Annotated in this window: 16 protein-coding genes, 1 pseudogene and 2 riboswitches; of the genes and pseudogenes, 8 read left to right on the plus strand and 9 right to left on the minus strand. The window is 68.2% G+C overall.

Annotated elements, in window-relative coordinates; translation table 11 throughout:
- Positions 1–23 precede the first annotated feature (23 nt).
- A complete protein-coding gene (locus tag MKK84_RS26465; protein ID WP_147840822.1) occupies positions 24–2,207 on the plus strand; it encodes a heavy metal translocating P-type ATPase in 2,184 nt (727 codons plus the stop codon).
- Positions 2,208–2,211: 4 nt separating this feature from the next.
- Entirely contained in the window at positions 2,212–2,739 is a 528-nt protein-coding gene (gene lspA / locus MKK84_RS26470; RefSeq protein ID WP_056250438.1) for a signal peptidase II, read from the plus strand.
- 147 nt (positions 2,740–2,886) lie between these two features.
- On the opposite strand, the gene MKK84_RS26475 is transcribed toward lspA, so the two are convergent.
- The 5 genes from MKK84_RS26475 to MKK84_RS26495 form a co-directional block, all read right to left on the minus strand.
- On the minus strand, positions 2,887–3,633 hold the full coding sequence (locus MKK84_RS26475; RefSeq protein ID WP_147840823.1) for a phosphatase PAP2 family protein: 747 nt from the start codon (positions 3,631–3,633) through the stop codon (positions 2,887–2,889).
- 572 nt (positions 3,634–4,205) lie between these two features.
- Complete coding sequence (locus MKK84_RS26480; protein ID WP_147840824.1) at positions 4,206–6,119, minus strand: potassium transporter Kup; 1,914 nt, start codon at positions 6,117–6,119, stop codon at positions 4,206–4,208.
- 71 nt (positions 6,120–6,190) lie between these two features.
- Positions 6,191–6,391, minus strand: coding sequence for a Na+/H+ antiporter NhaA (locus MKK84_RS26485; protein ID WP_243924977.1), 201 nt, complete (start codon positions 6,389–6,391; stop codon positions 6,191–6,193).
- Positions 6,392–6,533: 142 nt separating this feature from the next.
- Positions 6,534–6,935, minus strand: coding sequence for a DUF190 domain-containing protein (locus tag MKK84_RS26490; protein WP_147762561.1), 402 nt, complete (start codon positions 6,933–6,935; stop codon positions 6,534–6,536).
- On the minus strand, positions 6,932–8,335 hold the full coding sequence (locus MKK84_RS26495; RefSeq protein ID WP_147840825.1) for a voltage-gated chloride channel family protein: 1,404 nt from the start codon (positions 8,333–8,335) through the stop codon (positions 6,932–6,934). Before MKK84_RS26495 ends, MKK84_RS26490 begins: the two co-directional genes overlap by 4 nt.
- A gap of 23 nt (positions 8,336–8,358) precedes the next feature.
- Positions 8,359–8,431, minus strand: a riboswitch (Fluoride riboswitch).
- 192 nt (positions 8,432–8,623) lie between these two features.
- Between MKK84_RS26495 and MKK84_RS26500 the strand changes: the two genes are divergently transcribed.
- The 3 genes from MKK84_RS26500 (at position 8,624) to MKK84_RS26510 (ending at position 12,578) form a co-directional block, all read left to right on the plus strand.
- Positions 8,624–9,229, plus strand: a complete 606-nt coding sequence (locus tag MKK84_RS26500) for a TMEM165/GDT1 family protein (RefSeq protein ID WP_147840826.1) — start codon at positions 8,624–8,626, stop codon at positions 9,227–9,229.
- A 50-nt stretch (positions 9,230–9,279) separates the two neighbouring features.
- A riboswitch (Fluoride riboswitch) is annotated at positions 9,280–9,351 on the plus strand.
- 682 nt (positions 9,352–10,033) lie between these two features.
- Positions 10,034–11,848: a lanthanide-dependent methanol dehydrogenase XoxF5 gene (gene xoxF5 / locus MKK84_RS26505; protein WP_147840827.1), complete on the plus strand. Its 1,815-nt coding sequence runs from the start codon at positions 10,034–10,036 to the stop codon at positions 11,846–11,848.
- Positions 11,849–11,942: 94 nt separating this feature from the next.
- Positions 11,943–12,578, plus strand: coding sequence for a 2,3-bisphosphoglycerate-dependent phosphoglycerate mutase (locus MKK84_RS26510; RefSeq protein WP_409565425.1), 636 nt, complete (start codon positions 11,943–11,945; stop codon positions 12,576–12,578).
- Here the strand turns inward: MKK84_RS26510 and MKK84_RS26515 are convergent.
- From MKK84_RS26515 to MKK84_RS26525, 3 genes are read right to left on the minus strand one after another with little or no spacing between them, the layout of a single operon-like run.
- Positions 12,568–13,371: a phosphatase PAP2 family protein gene (locus MKK84_RS26515; RefSeq protein WP_147840829.1), complete on the minus strand. Its 804-nt coding sequence runs from the start codon at positions 13,369–13,371 to the stop codon at positions 12,568–12,570. The genes MKK84_RS26510 and MKK84_RS26515 overlap by 11 nt on opposite strands.
- Positions 13,368–13,580, minus strand: coding sequence for a hypothetical protein (locus MKK84_RS26520; protein ID WP_147762555.1), 213 nt, complete (start codon positions 13,578–13,580; stop codon positions 13,368–13,370). Before MKK84_RS26520 ends, MKK84_RS26515 begins: the two co-directional genes overlap by 4 nt.
- Positions 13,581–13,588: 8 nt before the next feature.
- Positions 13,589–14,353: a COG4280 domain-containing protein gene (locus MKK84_RS26525; protein WP_147840830.1), complete on the minus strand. Its 765-nt coding sequence runs from the start codon at positions 14,351–14,353 to the stop codon at positions 13,589–13,591.
- A 148-nt stretch (positions 14,354–14,501) separates the two neighbouring features.
- Between MKK84_RS26525 and MKK84_RS26530 the strand changes: the two genes are divergently transcribed.
- Positions 14,502–15,350, plus strand: a complete 849-nt coding sequence (locus tag MKK84_RS26530; RefSeq protein WP_187275329.1) for a MurR/RpiR family transcriptional regulator — start codon at positions 14,502–14,504, stop codon at positions 15,348–15,350.
- Between the two features lie 49 nt (positions 15,351–15,399).
- Positions 15,400–16,167 (plus strand): hypothetical protein, encoded by a 768-nt coding sequence (locus MKK84_RS26535; RefSeq protein ID WP_147840832.1) that lies wholly within the window; start codon positions 15,400–15,402, stop codon positions 16,165–16,167.
- 416 nt (positions 16,168–16,583) lie between these two features.
- Here the strand turns inward: MKK84_RS26535 and MKK84_RS26540 are convergent.
- Positions 16,584–17,162: pseudogene (locus MKK84_RS26540) on the minus strand (STAS domain-containing protein); the annotation flags it as partial.
- A gap of 206 nt (positions 17,163–17,368) precedes the next feature.
- On the opposite strand from MKK84_RS26540, the gene MKK84_RS26545 reads away from it, so the two are divergent.
- On the plus strand, positions 17,369–18,466 hold the full coding sequence (locus MKK84_RS26545) for a YeiH family protein (protein WP_147840833.1): 1,098 nt from the start codon (positions 17,369–17,371) through the stop codon (positions 18,464–18,466).
- Positions 18,467–18,478: the final 12 nt, after the last annotated feature.

Raw genomic sequence — 18,478 nt, forward strand, 5'->3', positions numbered from 1 at the left:
GGCCCGGGTCGACGGAGCTTGCCATGTCAGGGCCAGGAACATCGGGAGCGGTCCCCGCGGGCGCCGCGCTGCGCTACCGCGTGAAGGGCATGGATTGCCCGAGCTGCGCGACCAAGATCGAAACGGCGGTAACCCGCCTGCCCGGCGTCCGCGACGTGCGCGTGAACTACACGGCCCAGGTCCTCGACCTCGTGCTCGACGAGGGCTCGACGCCCAGGGCGGACCTGGAGAACCGGATCACGGGGCTCGGCTATGGCGTCGGGTCCCTGCCGACCGCGGCCGACCTCGCCCGCTCGCAGACGACGGGCATCGCGGCCCCGGCCATCGTCGAGGAGGAGGCGGAGACCCCCGCCTGGCGCAGCCGCAAGGGGCTTTTGGCGCTGGGCATCGCCGTCCTGTTCGCAAGCGGATTTCTCCTGCAGACGGTTCGGCCCGGGCTGGCCGGGGAATACGCCTACTGGCCCGGCGCGCTCCTGGGTCTCGCCTTCTACGGACGCCGCGCCATCGCCGCCGCCCGCAACGGCTCGCCCTTCTCCATCGAGATGCTGATGTCGGTCGCCACCATCGGGGCGCTCGCCATCCATGCCGCCGAGGAAGCGGCGGTGGTGGTCCTCCTCTTCACCGTTGGCGAGATGCTCGAAGGCTTTGCGGCCGGCCGGTCCCGGGCCGGCATCAAGGCCCTCGTGGGCCTGGTGCCGAAGACGGCGCGCCTGGTCGAGGGGGACGGCGCCGTGCGTGAGGTGGCGGCCGCCTCCCTGGTGATCGGCCAAACCGTGCTGGTGCGCCCGGGTGACCGCGTCCCTGCGGACGGCGAGGTCACGGACGGCACGTCGAGCCTCGACGAGTCCCCGATCACGGGGGAATCGGTGCCCCGGCCAAAGGAGGTCGGGGACGCCGTCTATGCCGGCAGCGTCAATGCGGACGGGGCCCTGCAGGTCAGGGTCACCCGGATGCCGTCGGACAACACCGTCGCCCGCATCCTGCACATGGTGGAGGAGGCGCAGGCGTCGAAGTCGCCGACCGCCCGGTTCATCGACCGCTTCAGCGCCGTCTACACCCCGGTCGCCTTCGCGGTCGCCGCGCTGGCGGCGCTTGGCCCGCCGCTGCTGCTCGGCGCCGACTGGGGCACCTGGATCTATCGCGGACTGGCGTTGCTCCTCATCGCCTGCCCCTGCGCCCTCGTGCTCTCGACCCCGGCCGCCATCGCCTCGGGTCTTGCCGCCGGAGCGCGGCGGGGACTGCTGGTGAAGGGCGGCGCCGCCCTGGAGACCATCGGACGGGTGCGTACCGTCGCGTTCGACAAGACGGGGACGCTCACGGCAGGGCGTCCAAGGGTCACCGACGTCCTCCCATTTGCCCCGGACATGACGGATCGCACCCTGCTCGGGCTCGCGGCGACGGTGGAGGCCGGATCGAGCCACCCCATCGCTCGTGCGATCCTCGAACGTACGGAGGCCGACGCCATCCCCCTGCGCCCCGTACGCGATGCCCGTGCGGTTCCCGGCAAGGCCGTCCAGGCCACGGTCGCCGGTCGCACGGTCGCGGTGGCATCCCCGCGCCACGCCGCGACGCTGGCCAGCCTCTCGCCGGAAGCGGAAGCGACGGTGCAGGCCCTTGAGGAAGCCGGCAAGACCGCCGTCGTCGTGGTTCGGGACGGAGAGGCGCTCGGCGCCGTGGCGGTCCGGGACGAGCCCAGACAGGATGCGGCCGCCGGCGTCGCGGCCCTGCGCCGGCTCGGGGTCGAATGCGTGATGCTGACCGGCGACAACCGGCGCACCGGCGAGGCCATCGCCAAGGGCCTGGGACTATCGGTCCGGGCCGACCTGCTGCCGGCCGACAAGCTCGCCGAGATCGGCGCGTTGAAGGAGGTCGGCCCGGTCGCTATGGTCGGCGACGGCATCAACGACGCCCCCGCGCTCGCCTCCGCCAGCGTCGGCATTGCCATGGGCGGCGGCACAGACGCGGCACTGGAGACGGCTGACGCGGCCATCCTCAACGACCGGGTCTCGGACGTGGCCGCCCTCGTGGCGCTGTCCCGGGCGACGCTCGGCAACATCCACCAGAACGTGGCCATCTCGCTGGGGCTTAAGGCCGTGTTCCTGGTGACGACGCTCGCAGGCATCACTGGGCTATGGCCGGCCATCCTGGCGGATACCGGGGCGACCGTCCTAGTGACGGCCAACGCCCTTCGCCTGCTCCGGGCTTGAGCCGATGCGTCTCATACGGGAAAGGGCCGAGGTCGGCGCCCTCGTCGTAATCGCTGTGACCGCGGCGGGCACCGACCTGTGGACCAAGGCGCTGGCGGTCGACAGGCTTTCCGACGGAACCGTGCACGCGGTACTGCCGATGCTCGACCTCAGGCTCGCGTTCAATCATGGCATCAGCTTCAGCCTGCTTCCGGCGCATGACGCGACGTCCCTGGTCGTCCTTCTTGCGCTTCAGGGAATGCTGACGGCCCTCGTTGCCGGGTTGGCATTCCGCGCGACCGGAGCGTCGGAAGGAGTTGGTTTCGCCATCATGACCGGCGGTGCCCTGGGAAACCTCATCGACCGATGTGCGGACGGCCGCGTCACGGACTTCCTCGACCTGCACCCGGCGGAGGTGCATTGGTTCACCTTCAACATGGCCGATATCTGGATCAGCCTCGGGGCCGCCTTGATAGCTTGGGAGGCAGTCGGCAAGCCGGGCCGGCCGAGACCACCAGCGCCGCTTGATCCGGCCGCCCTACGGGCCCCCTAACGGCATCATTTCGGTCGTGCCCGTAATGGTCGGACGGCCTGGCCGCAGGCATCGACGATGCGGTCCTGCTAATCGAACGAATACTGGGATGCGTCCGTTCCTTCAGTCAGGCGGAGGATGCGTTTAGGAAGAACGACGCATGGGGTCCTATGCCTCGATGCCGGCCTCGCCCGCGACATGGTCGGGCTTCTCGACCTTACCGCGTCGCTGGAGCTGGAGGGCCACGACCCAGCACAGGACCGCCCAGGCCGACCCCACGCACCAGCCCGCCAGCACGTCGGTCGCGTAGTGCACCCCGACATAGACCCGGCTCATCCCGACCACCACCGTGAGGAAGACGGCCAGCCCCATGAAGTATGCCTTGAGGCGAGCGCCCGCCGCCACGCGCGTCATGAGGGCACCGAGCGTCAGGTAGGTGACGGCGGAAAGCATGGCGTGGCTGCTGGGGAAGCTGGCGGTAAACACCTGGATGCCGCCGGGGATCTCGGGTCGCGGACGGTTGAAGAGGAGCTTGAGGCCAAAGCTGATGACCGTCCCGCCCAGGATTGAGCCTACCACCAGGACCGCTGCCCCCTGCTTGCGGATCAGGAGCAGGTAGCCTGCCACAGCCGCGATGAGAAAGCAAAGAACCACCATGCTGCCCAGGGAGGTCACGTCCCGGGCCATCTCGTGCAGCCAATCCGGTCCAATCGGACCAGCCGCGCCGGGTGGACGGAAGAAGTGGGCGACGCGGGTGTCGAACCCCATCGTGCCGCCCTCCATGACCTTGTCGGCCAGGAGACCAAACCCGAGGATGAGGGCGGCGACGCAAAACAGCGTCACGGGCAGACCAATCTCCCGTTTGCCGAGGCGCGCCATGATACCGGCACGGGCGGACGGAGAGGATTGGTTCATGCGCCCGAACTCCTGGATCGGTCCCTTGACGGTTGCTGGCTCGGGACACTCACCGCCTCATGCGGCAGAGCCGAAGAACCCGTTCGGATCCTCGCCCGTTCCCCCGCGGTGAGCGGCGAGCCAAGGAGAACCCGCACCTTTGTTGCCCGCAATGGTCGCATCCACGCCGAGATCCCTGCGGAGGAGGACCTGAAACGTCGGATATCGACCCCGAGGCCTAGTGGTCGAAACCTGACGCTTGATACCGTCCGCTTCCGACCCTTCTCGGACCCTCAGAGTGTCCGCTTCCGGGCAGCCTGATAGACCAGATGCTTATGACCGGGATGGGTGGAGAGCAGTCTGGCCGCTTTCGGCGGCGTGCTGTGCTAAGACAGACATAGGTGGCCCTGCCGACCGTGGAAGCACCGCGGTGCTACCGCGCGAACGGACTACGAGCCGAAGTCTGCCGGTCATCCAGGATGGCCAAGAGATGCGTAGGGCGAAGGAAACAGCCTGATCTGACGCGTGGCGAGCACGACCGCCGCTGGCAATGGATCGAAAACAATCTCGACCGCACTCGGACCTCCCCGGGATCAGATGTCGATCCGGGCGCCGATCTCGACGGCACGGTCGACCGGGATGCGGAAGTAGCGGGACGCGTCCGTGGCCGCACGGGCCATGGAGATGTAGAGCCTGTCCTGCCACACCGGCATGCCGGTCTCCGGCGAGGCCACCAGCACCCGCCGCGTCAGGAAGTACGACAGGTCGCCCTTGTCCAGGCCCGCGGCCGCAAGGGCGCGCGGAAGGTCGGGCAGTTCGGTGAACCCGAAGCGCACCGTCACGCAGGAGAAGGCGTCGGACAGCTTCCTCACGGCGACGCGCTCGGCGTCTGCCACGCGCGGCAGGTCCTCGGTGACCACGTGCAGGATATAATTGTTCGCGTGCATCACCCGGTTGTGCCTGACGTTGTGCATCAGGGCCCCTGGGGTATCGCCGGGCGTTCCCGTCAGGAACATGGCCGTTCCCGGCACCCGTTGGATCGAGCCGGTCTCCACCATCCGCGTGAACTCGGAGAGCGGCACGCGCCGACGGTGGATCTCCTCGGCGATCAGGGCCGAGCCGCGCCGCCAGGTCCACATCGCCGTGACCAGGGCGGCGCCGATGGTCAACGGCACCCAGCCCCCGTGCAGGATCTTGAGCGCGTTGGCCGAGAGGAACACCAACTCGATGAGTAGGAACGGCGCGATGACCGCGGCCGCGACCGCAGGCGACCAGCGCCAGACCTTCCAGGCGACGACGAACAGCAGGCAGGCGGTGATGACCATGTCGCCGGTGACCGCGATGCCGTAGGCGGCCGCCAAGCCGCTCGACGACTTGAACAGCACCACCACGAACACGACCGCGACGAGCAACCACCAGTTCACCCGAGGGATGTATATCTGCCCCTTCTCGGTCTCGGAGGTGCGCAGGACCCGCATGCGCGGCAGCAGGCCGAGTTGCATCGCCTGCTGGGTGATCGAGAAGGTGCCGGTGATCACCGCCTGGCTGGCGATGACCGTCGCCACGGTGGCGAGTAGCACCATCGGCAGCAGAGCCCAGGACGGATAGAGCAGGAAGAACGGGTTCTCGGCCCGCTCGGGGTGGGCGAGCAGCATGGCGCCCTGGCCGAGATAGTTCAGGGCGAGCGCCGGCAGCACCAGCCCGAACCAGGCCGCGCGGATCGGCGTGCGACCGAAGTGTCCCATGTCGGCGTAAAGCGCCTCCGCGCCGGTCACAGCGAGGAACACGGCACCGAGCGCCAGCAGGCCGGCCGTGCCGTGGCTCAGGATGAACGAGACGCCGTGGGCGGGGTTAAGCGCACCCAGAATGCTCGGGTCGTCGACGAGGTGGCCCAGGCCGCCCAGCGCCATGACGATGAACCAGAACGCCGTGAGGGGGCCGAAGAAGGTCGCCACCCGCGCCGTCCCGTGGCTCTGCAGGGCGAACAGCCCGATCAGGATGGCGAGGCTGATGGGCAGGACGTACGGGTCGGTGGCCGGGGTCACCAGCTTCAGCCCTTCGACCGCAGAGAGCACTGACATGGCCGGAGTGATGATGGCGTCGCCGAAGAACAGTGAGACGCCGACCATGCCCAGCACGATCACGAACCCGCCGGAATGGCCCAGCGCCCGCTGGGCGAGCGCCACGAGGGACGGCGTGCCGCCTTCGCCGTCGTTGTCGGCCCGCATCACCAGCAGCACGTACTTGAGCGTGACGATGAGGATGAGCGCCCAGAGGATCAGCGAGACGACGCCGAAGACCATCTCGCGGGTCGGCGCGTGCCCCCCTCCGGCGGTGGCGTGGAGGGACTCCTTCAGGGCGTAGAGCGGGCTGGTGCCGATGTCGCCGTAGACTACGCCGACCGAACCGAGCGTCAGCGCCCAGAACCCCGCCCTCGGGCCATGTCCCTCATCGGAGGGCAGCGGGGTCTCGGACTTCGCGAACTCGGTCCTGGCGATTGCGGGCATCCACTGGCTCCACGTCAGCGAACGCGGGAAGCTCGCAAGGCAAGCCTCCAACGGCCTGGGGCCGGGAACGTTCAGGTAACACGAAGACGAATGTCCCCGTTCAGGCAGGCCGTCGCGACGTATGTCTTGAGGACTGAGAAGTAGACGCCCGACCAGCCGGAGTTCGCGATGGCCAGCGCCAGGGCGGCGCTCGCCATCAGGATCAGGCCGCCTGAGGCCTCGCCCCGGAGGACGTTACGCAGGGCCGAGGTCGGGCGAAGGCGCCGCGGCATGGGCATAGATCTCCCGCGCTGGCGGCCCGACCAACGCTGAAGCCTGCCGGTCCGAAGGTCGGACCGCGCACCCATGGCCGGCTATCGCATTCGTTGGCCTATCCGGCAATCCGAAGCCCGGAGCGTCCCGGGACGGTTCATGTCATGCAGCCCGGCCCGCCGCACCGACGCCGACTTGGCTGACGCTCCAGTGCTCCAGGTGCTTGTAGACGATGACCTTGTTCGCGAGTTGGGCACCGTGCCGGCTGCAGAAGCCTTCGAGCTGCTCGCGGGTGCCGATCAGTTCGACGCACATGGTCAGCTCGGGGTTGAGCGACTCGGCGCCGTCGTCCTGGATCGGCCCATGGTTGCTGTAGCCGTGGTGGGACTGGTGGGCGACGGCGTTCATGAGGCCCTCCGCCTTGGCCTGGGCGACGAGCTCCCGATAGAGCGGCTTCGAGCCAGAGAACCACCGGCCCTTGCCGGCGCCGCCGCGCTCGCCCGGCTTCATGTAGATACGGATCATGCCGGTGTCGGCGGCGACGACGCGATGCGATGGGGTCATGACGTCTCCTCGGTGATGGGGCGCTCGGCCAACGGTGCGACGGTCGGCACCCGGCCCGTACGGGCCTGGCGCAGGGTCATGCCGTCCGGGATGTTGGCCGCCGCCGACTTCGGGACCGCGATGCGCTGCGACAGGTAGATGCCGTTGTGACCCGAGCAGAGGTAAGCCAGGAAGCACGCGACGGCGAGATAGACCCCGTGCGTCGCGCCGAAGAGCTCGATGCCCATCAGCGTGCAGGCGAGCGGCGTGTTGGCTGCGCCGGCGAAGACCGCGACGAACCCCAGCGCCGCGAACAGGTCCACCGGCGCGCCGAGCAGCCCGGCCAGGGCGTTGCCGAGCGCCGCGCCGATGAAGAACAGCGGCGTGACCTCGCCGCCCTTGAACCCGGCGCTGAGGGTCACGACCGTGAACAGGATCTTCAGGGCCCAGCTCCAGGGATGGATGTCCGGCCCGAAGAAGGTGTTGATGGTCATCCCGCCGGCGTCGGCGGCCGAGACGCCGAGCCCGAGGTAGTCCCGCGTACCAAAAGCGTAGACGAGGCCGATGACCGCGAGGCCGCCGATCACCGGGCGGAGCGGCCCGTACGGGACCAGGCGCTTCAGCCAACCACCGAGGAGGTGGTTGGCTTCCGCGAACAGCAACCCGACAAGGCCGAAAGCGACGCCGGCGAGCGCGACCTTGGCAAGGAGCAGCGGATCGACGGTCAGGGCCTTCGCGCCGCCGGCGAGGAAGTCCACGTGGTAGAAGCCGTGGTGGATGCCCCATGCCTGGCAGGTCCAGTCGCCGACCACCGCGGCGAGGAGGCAGGGCACCAGCGCGGCGTACTCGACGCGACCGACCGCGAGCACCTCCAGCGCGAACACCGCGCCGGCGATGGGCGTGCCGAAGACTGCGCCGAAGCCGGCGGCGATACCCGCCATCAGGAGGACCCGGACCCCGGCCGCATCGACCCCGAAGAGCTTGCCGAAGGCGCTGGCAAGGCTGCCTCCCATCTGGACGGCGGTACCCTCGCGCCCGGCCGACCCGCCGAACAGGTGCGTGACGATGGTGCCGAGGAAGATAAGCGGCGCCATCCGGAGCGGCACGCCGCCGTCCGGCTCGTGGATCTCCTCGACGATGAGGTTGTTGCCGCCTTCAACGCTCTTGCCGAACAGGTGGTAGAGCAAGCCGACGGCACAGCCCCCGAGCGGAAGCAGGAACAGGAACCAGGGATGGTCGAAGCGCGCCTGGGTGGCCGCGTCGAGGCTCCACAGGAAGGCCGCGCAGAGGGTGCCGACCGCCGCGGCCATCGGCACGAGGATGGCCGACCATCGCGCCACCGAAACGGCATGGGCGTGCCGCGTGCGGACGAACGCCGCGAGGTTCAGGCTGTCGAAGAGATTTTGGAAGGTCGCGCGCATGAGTCCCCCTTGTTGCGGCGCCGCAAAAGGTAGGAGTCATTAGCCCAGGGGGCGGTTTGGCCGAAAGGCCCGGCAGATTCCATTGCCGTGGACGGGAGATGCCTTCGCCTCGCCCGTTCGTCAAGATCCAACTCCCGCGCGCCCGGGCCCCATCCCGAGTGGGGATGGGGCCCGGGTCGTTCGAAAGCATCACGAAAGACGGTGGCTGGTCCAGGGCCCGGGGCATGTCTATGCCCTCCGCGGCCGAGGCCGGCGCGTTCGACGCCGGCCCGGGGCGGAGCGCATCCCATGACCCTTTCCTGGCTCGGAGCCGTCATCACCTTCCAGGTGACCTTCACCGAACTCTTCATCGCCGCGACGGTGATGATGGCCGGGGCGTACCGGTTCGGATGGCGCAGCGTCCTGGCGGGCTCCATCCTCGGCGGGCTGGCGGTGTCGATCCTCGCGGTCGTCCTGCGCAAGGCGGCCTACCTCCTGGCCCTGAACGTCCTGGATTGGATCTCGGCGGTCTTGCTGCTCGGGTTCGGCCTGTACCTGCTCTACGAGTTCATCGACGGGCTCTCGAAGCGCGATGCCGGCACGGCCCCCGGCTCGACGGACGCGAACTGGTCGCGGCCGATCAACGCCGCGGGCCTCGGCGTCGCCGCCTGGGCCCTGGTCGCCGAGGGGCTTGAGATCCTGGTGGTCTGGCTCGGCGTCTCGCTTCGGGAGGGCGCGGGAACGGCGACCCTCGGGGTCGGCATCGGGGTCGTGCTCGTGGCGACCTTGGCTTTCGCCCTCGGCGGCACCGGGATCTTCCGGAAGGTGCCGCCCTACGTCCTCGACGGGGTCGCGGCCCTCATGGTGACGGCCTACGGCGCCTATTTCCTCTCCCTTGCCGTGACCCGCGCGTGATCGGTCGACGAAGGGATTGACCCGGACGACGGATTAATCCACGTTGCCGGACGTGGGATGGGGATGAAGCTCCCCGATAACTGCCGGCCCCCTATGGGCCGGACGATAGCTTCTACCGAGCGCTTCGGCGCGGGTAGAGCTATGTGTTGACCCGCACCGTCACGCTCATGACCGCAACCGGATCGCCGCAAGGCGGCCCCTCATGAGCCGACCGATGACCCTGCCCGATCCAAGACCGTCCTGATGCCCGCCGTCGCCCACCAGGCGCGGTCCGGGCCTTTTCCCGTTCGCGCACGAAAAAAAAGGCGGAGCCATAAGGCTCCGCCGCGACCAGGACACATGCCTCCGAGCGGTCACAAGAATACATGTGCTTAGGTCTAGTCTGTCGCAGGAATAAGGATAGCCACTCGATAGTCTGAGTCAACGCAAAAAAGCGATGTCTCGGAATAATAAAGAGCGGCATCTTTATTTAAAAAACAGCACTATTTGCGCCCCTGATAAAGCCATGGCTTTTTCGGGCGACGTCGTATTGGTTAAATCAGCATCTGCATGATAATGACTGGATAATTCTGTCGCACTTAGAAAATGCTTATTGCGCTGATCTTATAATTCGATACTTCTACCGGCGCTCCACTTGGGCTCCCGGACGATGATCTTGGGGCTCGAGGGGAATGCAGCCCCGGTCCGGGGCCCGGCGCGGAAGCGCGCAGGGCCGACACGTCGCCGCCGACGGACCGGGATGCGGTGAGGAGACCCCTGGCGGACACAACGTCCGGGTTCGAACGCTCAAATGGAGGAACACCTATGAGGAAGATCGCCCTTGCGGCGTCCGTCGCCTACGCCGCGACGCTCCTGCCGGCCGCCATGCCGGCCATCGCGAACGAAAACCTGATGAAGCTGATGCAGGACCCCAACCAGTGGGCGTTCCCGGGCCTCGACTACACGAACCAGCGCTATTCGAAGCTCGACCAGATCAACAAGGACAACGTCAAGAACCTCCAGGTGGCCTGGACCTTCTCGACCGGCGTGCTGCGCGGCCATGAGGGCGCCCCGCTCGTCATCGGCAACATGATGTACGTCCACACCCCGTTCCCGAACATCGTCTACGCGCTCGACCTCGACCACGAGGCCAAGATCGTGTGGAAGTACGAGCCCAAGCAGGACCCGTCGGTGATCCCGGTGATGTGCTGCGACACGGTCAACCGCGGCCTGGCCTACGCCGACGGCGCCATCATCCTGCACCAGGCCGACACCACGGTCGTCTCGCTCGACGCCAAGTCCGGCAAGGTGAACTGGTCGGTCCAGAACGGCGATCCGAAGAAGGGCGAGACCAACACCGCCACCGTGCTGCCGGTGAAGGACAAGGTCATCGTCGGCATCTCGGGCGGCGAGTTCGGCGTACGCTGTCACGTGACCGCCTACGACCTCAAGTCCGGCAAGCGGGTCTGGCGCGCCTACTCCGTCGGCCCGGACGACGAGATGCTCGTCGACCCGGAGAAGACCACCTACCTCGGCAAGCCGGTGGGCAAGGATTCTTCGCTGAAGACCTGGGAAGGCGACCAGTGGAAGACCGGCGGCGGCTGCACCTGGGGCTGGTACTCGTACGACCCCAAGCTCGACCTGATGTACTACGGCTCGGGCAATCCCTCGACCTGGAACCCCAAGCAGCGTCCGGGCGACAACAAGTGGTCGATGACCATCTGGGCGCGTAACCCCGACACCGGGCAGGCCAAGTGGGTCTACCAGATGACCCCCCACGACGAGTGGGACTACGACGGCATCAACGAGATGATCCTCACCGACCAGAAGGTCGACGGCAAGGAGCGCCCGCTCCTGACCCACTTCGACCGCAACGGCTTCGGCTACACCCTGGACCGCGCCACCGGCGAACTCCTCGTCGCCGAGAAGTTCGATCCGGTCGTCAACTGGGCCTCCAAGGTCGACATGGACAAGGGCTCCAAGACCTACGGTCGCCCCCTCGTCCAGGCCAAGTTCTCCACCGAGCAGAACGGCGAGGACACCAACTCCAAGGGTATCTGCCCGGCCGCGTTGGGTTCGAAGGACCAGCAGCCCGCCGCCTACTCGCCGAAGACCAACCTGTTCTACGTGCCCACCAACCACGTCTGCATGGACTACGAGCCGTTCCGGGTGACCTACACCCCGGGCCAGCCCTACGTCGGTGCGACCCTGTCGATGTACCCCGCGCCGAACAGCCATGGCGGCATGGGCAACTTCATCGCCTGGGACGGCGTGAAGGGTAAGATCGCGTGGTCCGATCCCGAGCAGTTCTCGGTCTGGTCGGGCGCCCTCGCCACCGCCGGCGACGTTGTCTTCTACGGCACGCTGGAAGGCTACCTGAAGGCCGTCGACTCCAAGACGGGTAAGGAACTGTACAAGTTCAAGACCCCGTCGGGCATCATCGGCAACGTGATGACCTACACCCACAAGGGCAAGCAGTACGTCGGCATCCTGTCGGGTGTCGGTGGCTGGGCCGGCATCGGCCTCGCGGCCGGCCTGACCGACCCGAACGCCGGCCTCGGCGCGGTGGGCGGCTACGCCGCCCTGTCGAGCTACACCAACCTCGGTGGCCAGCTCACCGTGTTCGCCCTGCCGAACTGATCGGTCGCGAACACCAAGGAGCCTAGGGTGCCGGCGCGGGTCCTCCGCGCCGGCATTTCCCTGTCCGCACCACCCTTCGCCCGGAGCCCGCGTGATCGCCTCCCCAGTACCCCCGCCGGGGCGATGTCTCGTCCTCGTCCGCCATGGCCAGAGCCAAGCCAACGCCGACGGCCTTTTCACGGGACTGCTCGACTCACCCCTCACCGAGCGGGGCCGACAGGAAGCCTGCTCGGCCGGGCTGCGGCTCAAGGACGAAGGATTTCGCTTCGCCTCAGCCTTCACGTCGACCCTCGCGCGGGCCATCGCGACCTCCCGGCTGGCGCTCGATGCCCTGGGGCAGGCCGATCTGGTGCCCCTCCGGGATGCCGCCCTGGACGAGCGCGACTACGGCGACCTCAGCGGCCTTGGCAAGCAGGGCGCCTACGAACGTTTCGGGGCGGAGCGGATCGAGGGCTGGCGGCGCTCCTACAAGGGTCAGCCGCCGAACGGCGAGAGCCTCCGGGACACCGTCGCCCGGGTCGTGCCCTTCCACCTAAGGCATATCCAGCCGGCGGCGATGCGCGGTCCAACGCTGGTCGTCGCCCACGGCAACTCGTTGCGGGCCTTGGTGATGGTGCTCGAAGGACTGGGCCCAAGGGAAATCGAATCCGTCGAGATCGCGACCGGATCGATCCGGGTCTACGAGTTCGGTCCGGATACCACCATCGCATCCCGCCGCATCATCGACTGAGCTCCGGCTCCGTGCCCGTTCCGGATCGAGCCGGTGCGGCCTCGGCTACTTCCCGCTCGATCTCGCCGCGGGATTGAAGCCAGAGGGCGAGGATCCAGCAGGACACCGCCCAGGCCGCGCCCACGCACCATCCGGCGAGGACATCGCTCGGGTAGTGCACGCCGAGGTAGATCCGGCTCAGCCCAACCGCCACCGTCAGGAACACGCTCAGGCCCATGAAGTACGACTTCATACGGCGGTCGGCGCTCCCTCGGGTCAGGAGGACGCCGAGTGTCAGGAAGGTGACGGTTGCAAGCGTTGCGTGACCGCTCGGGAAGCCCGGCGTGAAGACCCGCACCGCGTTCGGGAAGTCCGGCCTGGGCCGGTCGATGCCGTACTTGAGCAAGGTGCTTGCGATTGCGCCGCCGAGGACCGCGGCCACCATCACCATCGCGAGGCCGCGCTTGCGGACCAGCATGAGGTAACCAACGGTCGCGGCCGAAAGGAAGCCGAGGAAGACGAAGCTTCCCAGCGCGGTGACGTCCCGTCCCGTCTCCTGCACCCAGGCCGGTCCTATGGGGATGGCGAGATCCTTGCCCGTTCGAAGCGCGGTGAGCACCGCCAGGTCGAACCGTGCTGTTCCGCCCTCGATCACCTCGTCGGCGAGAAGCCCGAAGCCGAGGAGCAGTGCCACGACGAGGAAGGCGCCCGCCGCCAGCCCGAAGTCGCGCTGCCCCATGCGTGCTAGGAGCGATGGGGTGATCTCGGCGGCCTTGATCTCATCGGTCGCGACCGGCAGCGAGGGCCGGGTCATCGCGGCGCCCCGGAACGCCTGAGGACGCTTTCCACCAGGATCAGGCCTAGCCCTCCGAACAGGAAGATCGCGGCCGATGTCGTGCCGGCCTGTCCGTAGGCGCGCACCAGCCAAGCCGCCCCGACCCAGGCGACGATGGAGGCGGCGAAGCCGACATCGTCCACGACCAATCCCAGGAGTTCGCGAAGGACGGTTCCGAGCCAGTGCATGCGGATGCCTAGAGGTTGGGAAGGGGACGAAGGGCGGCGGCACGTCGACGGCACGTCGGCACGGCCAGAACCGAGAGGCCGAGGAAGCCCGCGGTCAGCGCCGCGACCGCCCAGTCGCCGCCGGGCCAGTCGAGGCCGATGCCCTCGCCGACCCAGAACGCGCCGAAGGCCGACAGGAGGACGCCGACCGTGAACTTGAGCGTGTTCTCCGGCACCATCGACAGGGGGCGGTGAAGCGCGACGCCGAGCGCCACCACGACGATCAGGGCGCCGAGCGCCCCGAGGCTGGCGGGGACCAGGAGTCCCGCCCCGCCCGCACCGACGGCGACGACGATGAAGACGACTTCCAGGCCTTCGAGCATGGTGATCTTGAAGGCGGTGGTCACGGCCACCGCATCCCATCGAAGGCGGCCGCCGCCTCCGGTGCCCAGCGCGGCCGCCTGCTTGCCGTAAGCCTCGTCCTCGTCGTGCAGGGCGATGACCCCGGCGGAGCGGAGGATGGCCTTGCTCAGCCAACGCATGCCGAACAGCAGCAGCAGGCCGCCGACGACGAGTTGTACGTCCCGCAGGGGGATGCGGGTCAGCAGTGGGCCGAAGAGCAGCACGATGGCAAGGAGGACGGCGAGGGCGCCCGCGGCGCCCGCGAGGGCGTTCCGCCAACCCCGGGTCGCGCCGACGGCGAGCACGATGGTGAGGGCCTCGACGAACTCGACGATGGAGGCGAGAAACGCCGCAAGTGCCGTGGGCCATGCATGCACCCAGTCGATGGCCATTCCGATCCTCCCTGCCACTCGACCGCTTGGCCGGACGCGGTTTCCGTCGGGAGGAAATGTCGCTCTTGCTACCGATGTCAACATCATTGTAGAAAATGCTACATCATGGTTCCAAACGGGGCACCACCGACTGGCGGAGTCGAAGCCGATGGCGGACGAGTTCGGCGACACGGTCCGGCGGCTGATGCCATCCCTGTCCCCCGCCGTTGCCCGGGTTGCGGGTTACCTGGATCAGAACCGGGCGACGGTTCTCGCAAGTTCGGCCCAGCAGATCGCCACGCATCTCGCGACATCGGACGCGACCGTGATCCGCGCCGTCCAGGCGCTGGGGTTCGATGGCCTGCCCGATCTCAAGCAGGCGCTCGCCGCCGGACTCGACGGCCGACGGACGCCGGCGACCGACATGCGTCGAACGCTGGCGGAAGTCGGCGCCACCACCGGCGATGCCATCGATGCCGTGCTGGAAGCGCACCGGGAGGGGATGGAAGCGCTCCGGACCGAGGACGGACGCGCGGGTATCCTCGCGGCGGTCACCGCCCTGCATCCAGCGACCCGGATCGGCGTCTTCGGGATCGGCCCCTCCGCGCATCTTGCCCGGTACGTGGCCTTCCAACTTACGCGCTCGGGACGGCAGAGCCTGCTTCTCGATGCGACGGGATGGTCGCTGGCCGACCAGTTGCTGGGCCTGCATGCCGACGACGCGGTCGTACTCCTGGCCTACGGCAAGCCCTACCGCGAGGTGCAGGCCGTGATGGGCGAGGCGCACCGTCTGGGCCTGCCCGTGGTCCTCGTGACCGACACGGAGACCAGCACCATCGCCCGCAAGGCCACGGTCGTGCTGTTGGCCCGTCGCGGCCGCGCGAACCAGGTCGCCCTTCACGCCACCACGCTCGTCGCCCTGGAGGCCGTCATCCTCGGCCTGGCCGCGGCCGACCGCGACACCGCCCTTCGGCAACTCGCCAACCTCGACCGGCTGAGGAAGCTGATCGGGTCCTGAGCGGCAGCCGTGACGCCGCCGACCCATCGACCTGACGGAGGACCCATCCATGGCCGACGACCGAACCGGTATCGAAGTGAGCAAGGTCCCGGAGATCACGCTGGCCTTCTGGGGGATCAAGATCGTTGCCACGACCCTGGGCGAGGTCGGCGGCAACGCCGTCACCCTGACGTTGGGTCTGGGCTACCTCGTCGGCACCCTGATCTTCGCGACCCTCCTGGCTGTCGCCGTGGCGGCCCAGATCAACGCCAAGCGGTTTCACCCGTCCCTGTACTGGGCCGTCATCACTGCGACGACCTTGGCGGGAACGACGATGGCCGATCTCTTCGACCGGTCGCTGGGCATCGGCTACCTTGGCGGGTCGCTATCCCTCCTCGCGCTCGTGCTGGGCTCGCTCGGCCTCTGGTACAGGTCGGAGGGGACGGTCGCGGTCGAGACCGTCGCGACCCCGAAGGTGGAATGTTTCTACTGGCTGACCATCATGTTCTCGCAGACGCTCGGCACCGCGTTGGGCGACTGGATGGCCGACGACACCCCACTCGGCTACAACGGAAGCGCCCTGCTGATCGCCGGCGCCCTGGCCGTCACGGCCGGTCTCTACTTCTTCACGAAAACCTCCCGCACGGCGCTGTTCTGGGCCGCCTTCATCCTGACGCGTCCGCTCGGTGCGACGGTCGCGAACTCGCTCGACAAGCCCTCTGCCCAGGGTGGCCTGGGGATCAGCGACCTGACCATCTCGGTGGTGCTCGCGGCGTTGATGGTCGTATGCGTTCTGGTCGTTCCCCAGAGGGCCGGCCACCATCCGGCGTCGGCTTAGCCTCGACGTTCCGAGGAAGGCCGAGGCGGGAATTTCGCGGGTCGTCGATTTCTGTGCCTCCACCCTTGAGGCAGATCGAGGACCGGCGTCGCTCCCATGTGGGCCTTCCCCCTGATCGCGAAAGCGTCGGGGATACGGTCGCGCGGATCGTCCCGTCCCACCTGACACTCGTCCAACGGAGCGCGATGCGGGGCGCGGCCGCGGTCCCCGGCCAGGGCAAAGCGTTGCGGGCGTCGGCGATGGTGCCGAAAGGCCTTTGGCCGAGAGAGGTCGAGGGTCATCGAGGTCGCACCTCCCGACAAACGCCGCAAACCTGCCGACCCGACTTTCAGACCGCGCACCCGAGGGACCTGTCGCACCGGCGGATGAAGACGGCAGCCCGCATCCGTCCGCCCTTGCGAAGGATGACGCCACGGTCAGTGGCCGCCCACGGCGAAGGTCGCCCCCGGCTTGTCGTGGGTGCCGACGCGCTCGACCATCGTGGCCGTCGCCTCGTTCATGCCGACGACGTCGACCGCGATGCCGTGATGACGGAACTTCAGCACGACCCGGTCGAGGGCGTTGATGGCCGAGATGTCCCAGAAGTGCGCCGCCTGCAGGTCAGTCACGACCGCCCGCAGGGCCTCCTCGCGAAAACCGAAGGCGGCGTGGAAGGCTTCGGCCGTCGCGAAGAAGATCTGCCCGGTGACCTGGTAGGTCCGCACGTCGCCCTTACCGTGGGACGACCGGACGGCGAAGAACCTCGTAACCTTGTGGGCGAAGAACAGACCGCTGAGGACCACGCCGAAAAGGACGCCCTTGGCGAGGTCGTGGGTGGCGACCACCACCGCCACGGTGCCGAGCATCACGAAGCTCGACGCCTTCGGGTGGGTCACCAGGGTCCCGTGCGACTTCCACTGGAAGGTGTTGATGGCCACCATGATCATCACCGCAACGAGGGCGGCCATCGGGATCCGGGCCACGTAGGGACCAAGCACGACGATCAGGAACAGCAGTCAGGATCTATGAGCTTGCTGCGGACACGACGATCACGGCCCGCTGGATCGACGGGTGAATCCGCCTGTCGGCCCCTCACAATGCGTCTCCGCAAACTCTGAAGGGGTCCGCATTTCATCTATTTCAGTGATGAAAAGCATCTAATCATTCCGTTGGAGTGAATGAACGGGACCTGGGATCCTCCGGCATCACATCGGAGCCATCCATGTCCGCGCCCAGACTTTTCTCCCACTCTCGTCCGACGCGTGCCTTGGCCGGCACGAGAGCCATCCTTCCGGGACTGGGCCTCTGCGTGGCGGTCACCGCCGCAGCGATCGGCTTCGAAGCCGCCGAGGCGCACCTGTTCGGTCGTGCCTGGCTCGAAGCCCTGGTGCTCGCGATCCTGCTCGGCAGCGCGATCCGCACCATTTGGACCCCGTCGCAGCGTTTCTTTCCCGGCATCGCCTTCGGGGCCAAGACCGTGCTGGAGATCGCGGTCGTACTGCTCGGCGCGTCGCTCAGCCTCGCGACGATCCTCGCCGCCGGACCGGGCCTGCTCTTCGGCATCGCGGGCGTCGTCGTCGTGGCGATCCTGTCGAGTTACGGCATCGGCCGAGCGCTCGGGCTGCATCCGCGCATGGCGATCCTCGTGGCCTGCGGGAACTCGATCTGCGGCAACTCGGCGATCGCGGCCACGGCCCCGGTGATCGGCGCCGACGGCGAGGACGTCGCCGCCTCCATCGCCTTCACCGCGGTGCTGGGCGTGCTGGTGGTGCTCGGCCTGCCGCTGCTGGTGCCGCTGCTCGGTCTGTCGCCGATGCAGTACGGCGTGCTCGCCGGCCTCACCGTCTACGCTGTTCCGCAGGTCCTCGCCGCCACCGCGCCGGTCGCGGCGCTCAGCGTCCAGGTCGGAACCCTGGTGAAGCTCGTCCGGGTGCTGATGCTAGGCCCGGTCGTCCTGGTGCTCTCCCTCGGCGCGAGCCGGCTGCGCGAGGAGACCGACGAGGCTGCCCCCGGCGTCACCGCCGGCGACCGCCCGGCCCGCGGCGGCCTCGCGATCCACCGCCTGGTGCCGTGGTTCATCCTCGCCTTCCTGGCGCTCGCGGGCCTTCGCTCGGCCGGGCTGGTCCCGCAGGTTGCGCTCGCGCCGATGTCGGAGACCGCCAACGTGCTGACCGTGGTCTCGATGGCGGCGCTCGGCCTCGGGGTCGACGTGCGCAGCGTCGCCAAGGCCGGGGCGCGGGTGACCCTCGCGGTGGTCGCCTCGCTCCTTGCGCTAGGCGCCGTCAGCCTCGGCCTGATCCACGTGCTCGGCCTCGTCTGATCCGCGCTATGG

It is taken from the genome of Methylobacterium sp. E-065 (assembly GCF_022829605.1).
GTDB lineage: Bacteria > Pseudomonadota > Alphaproteobacteria > Rhizobiales > Beijerinckiaceae > Methylobacterium.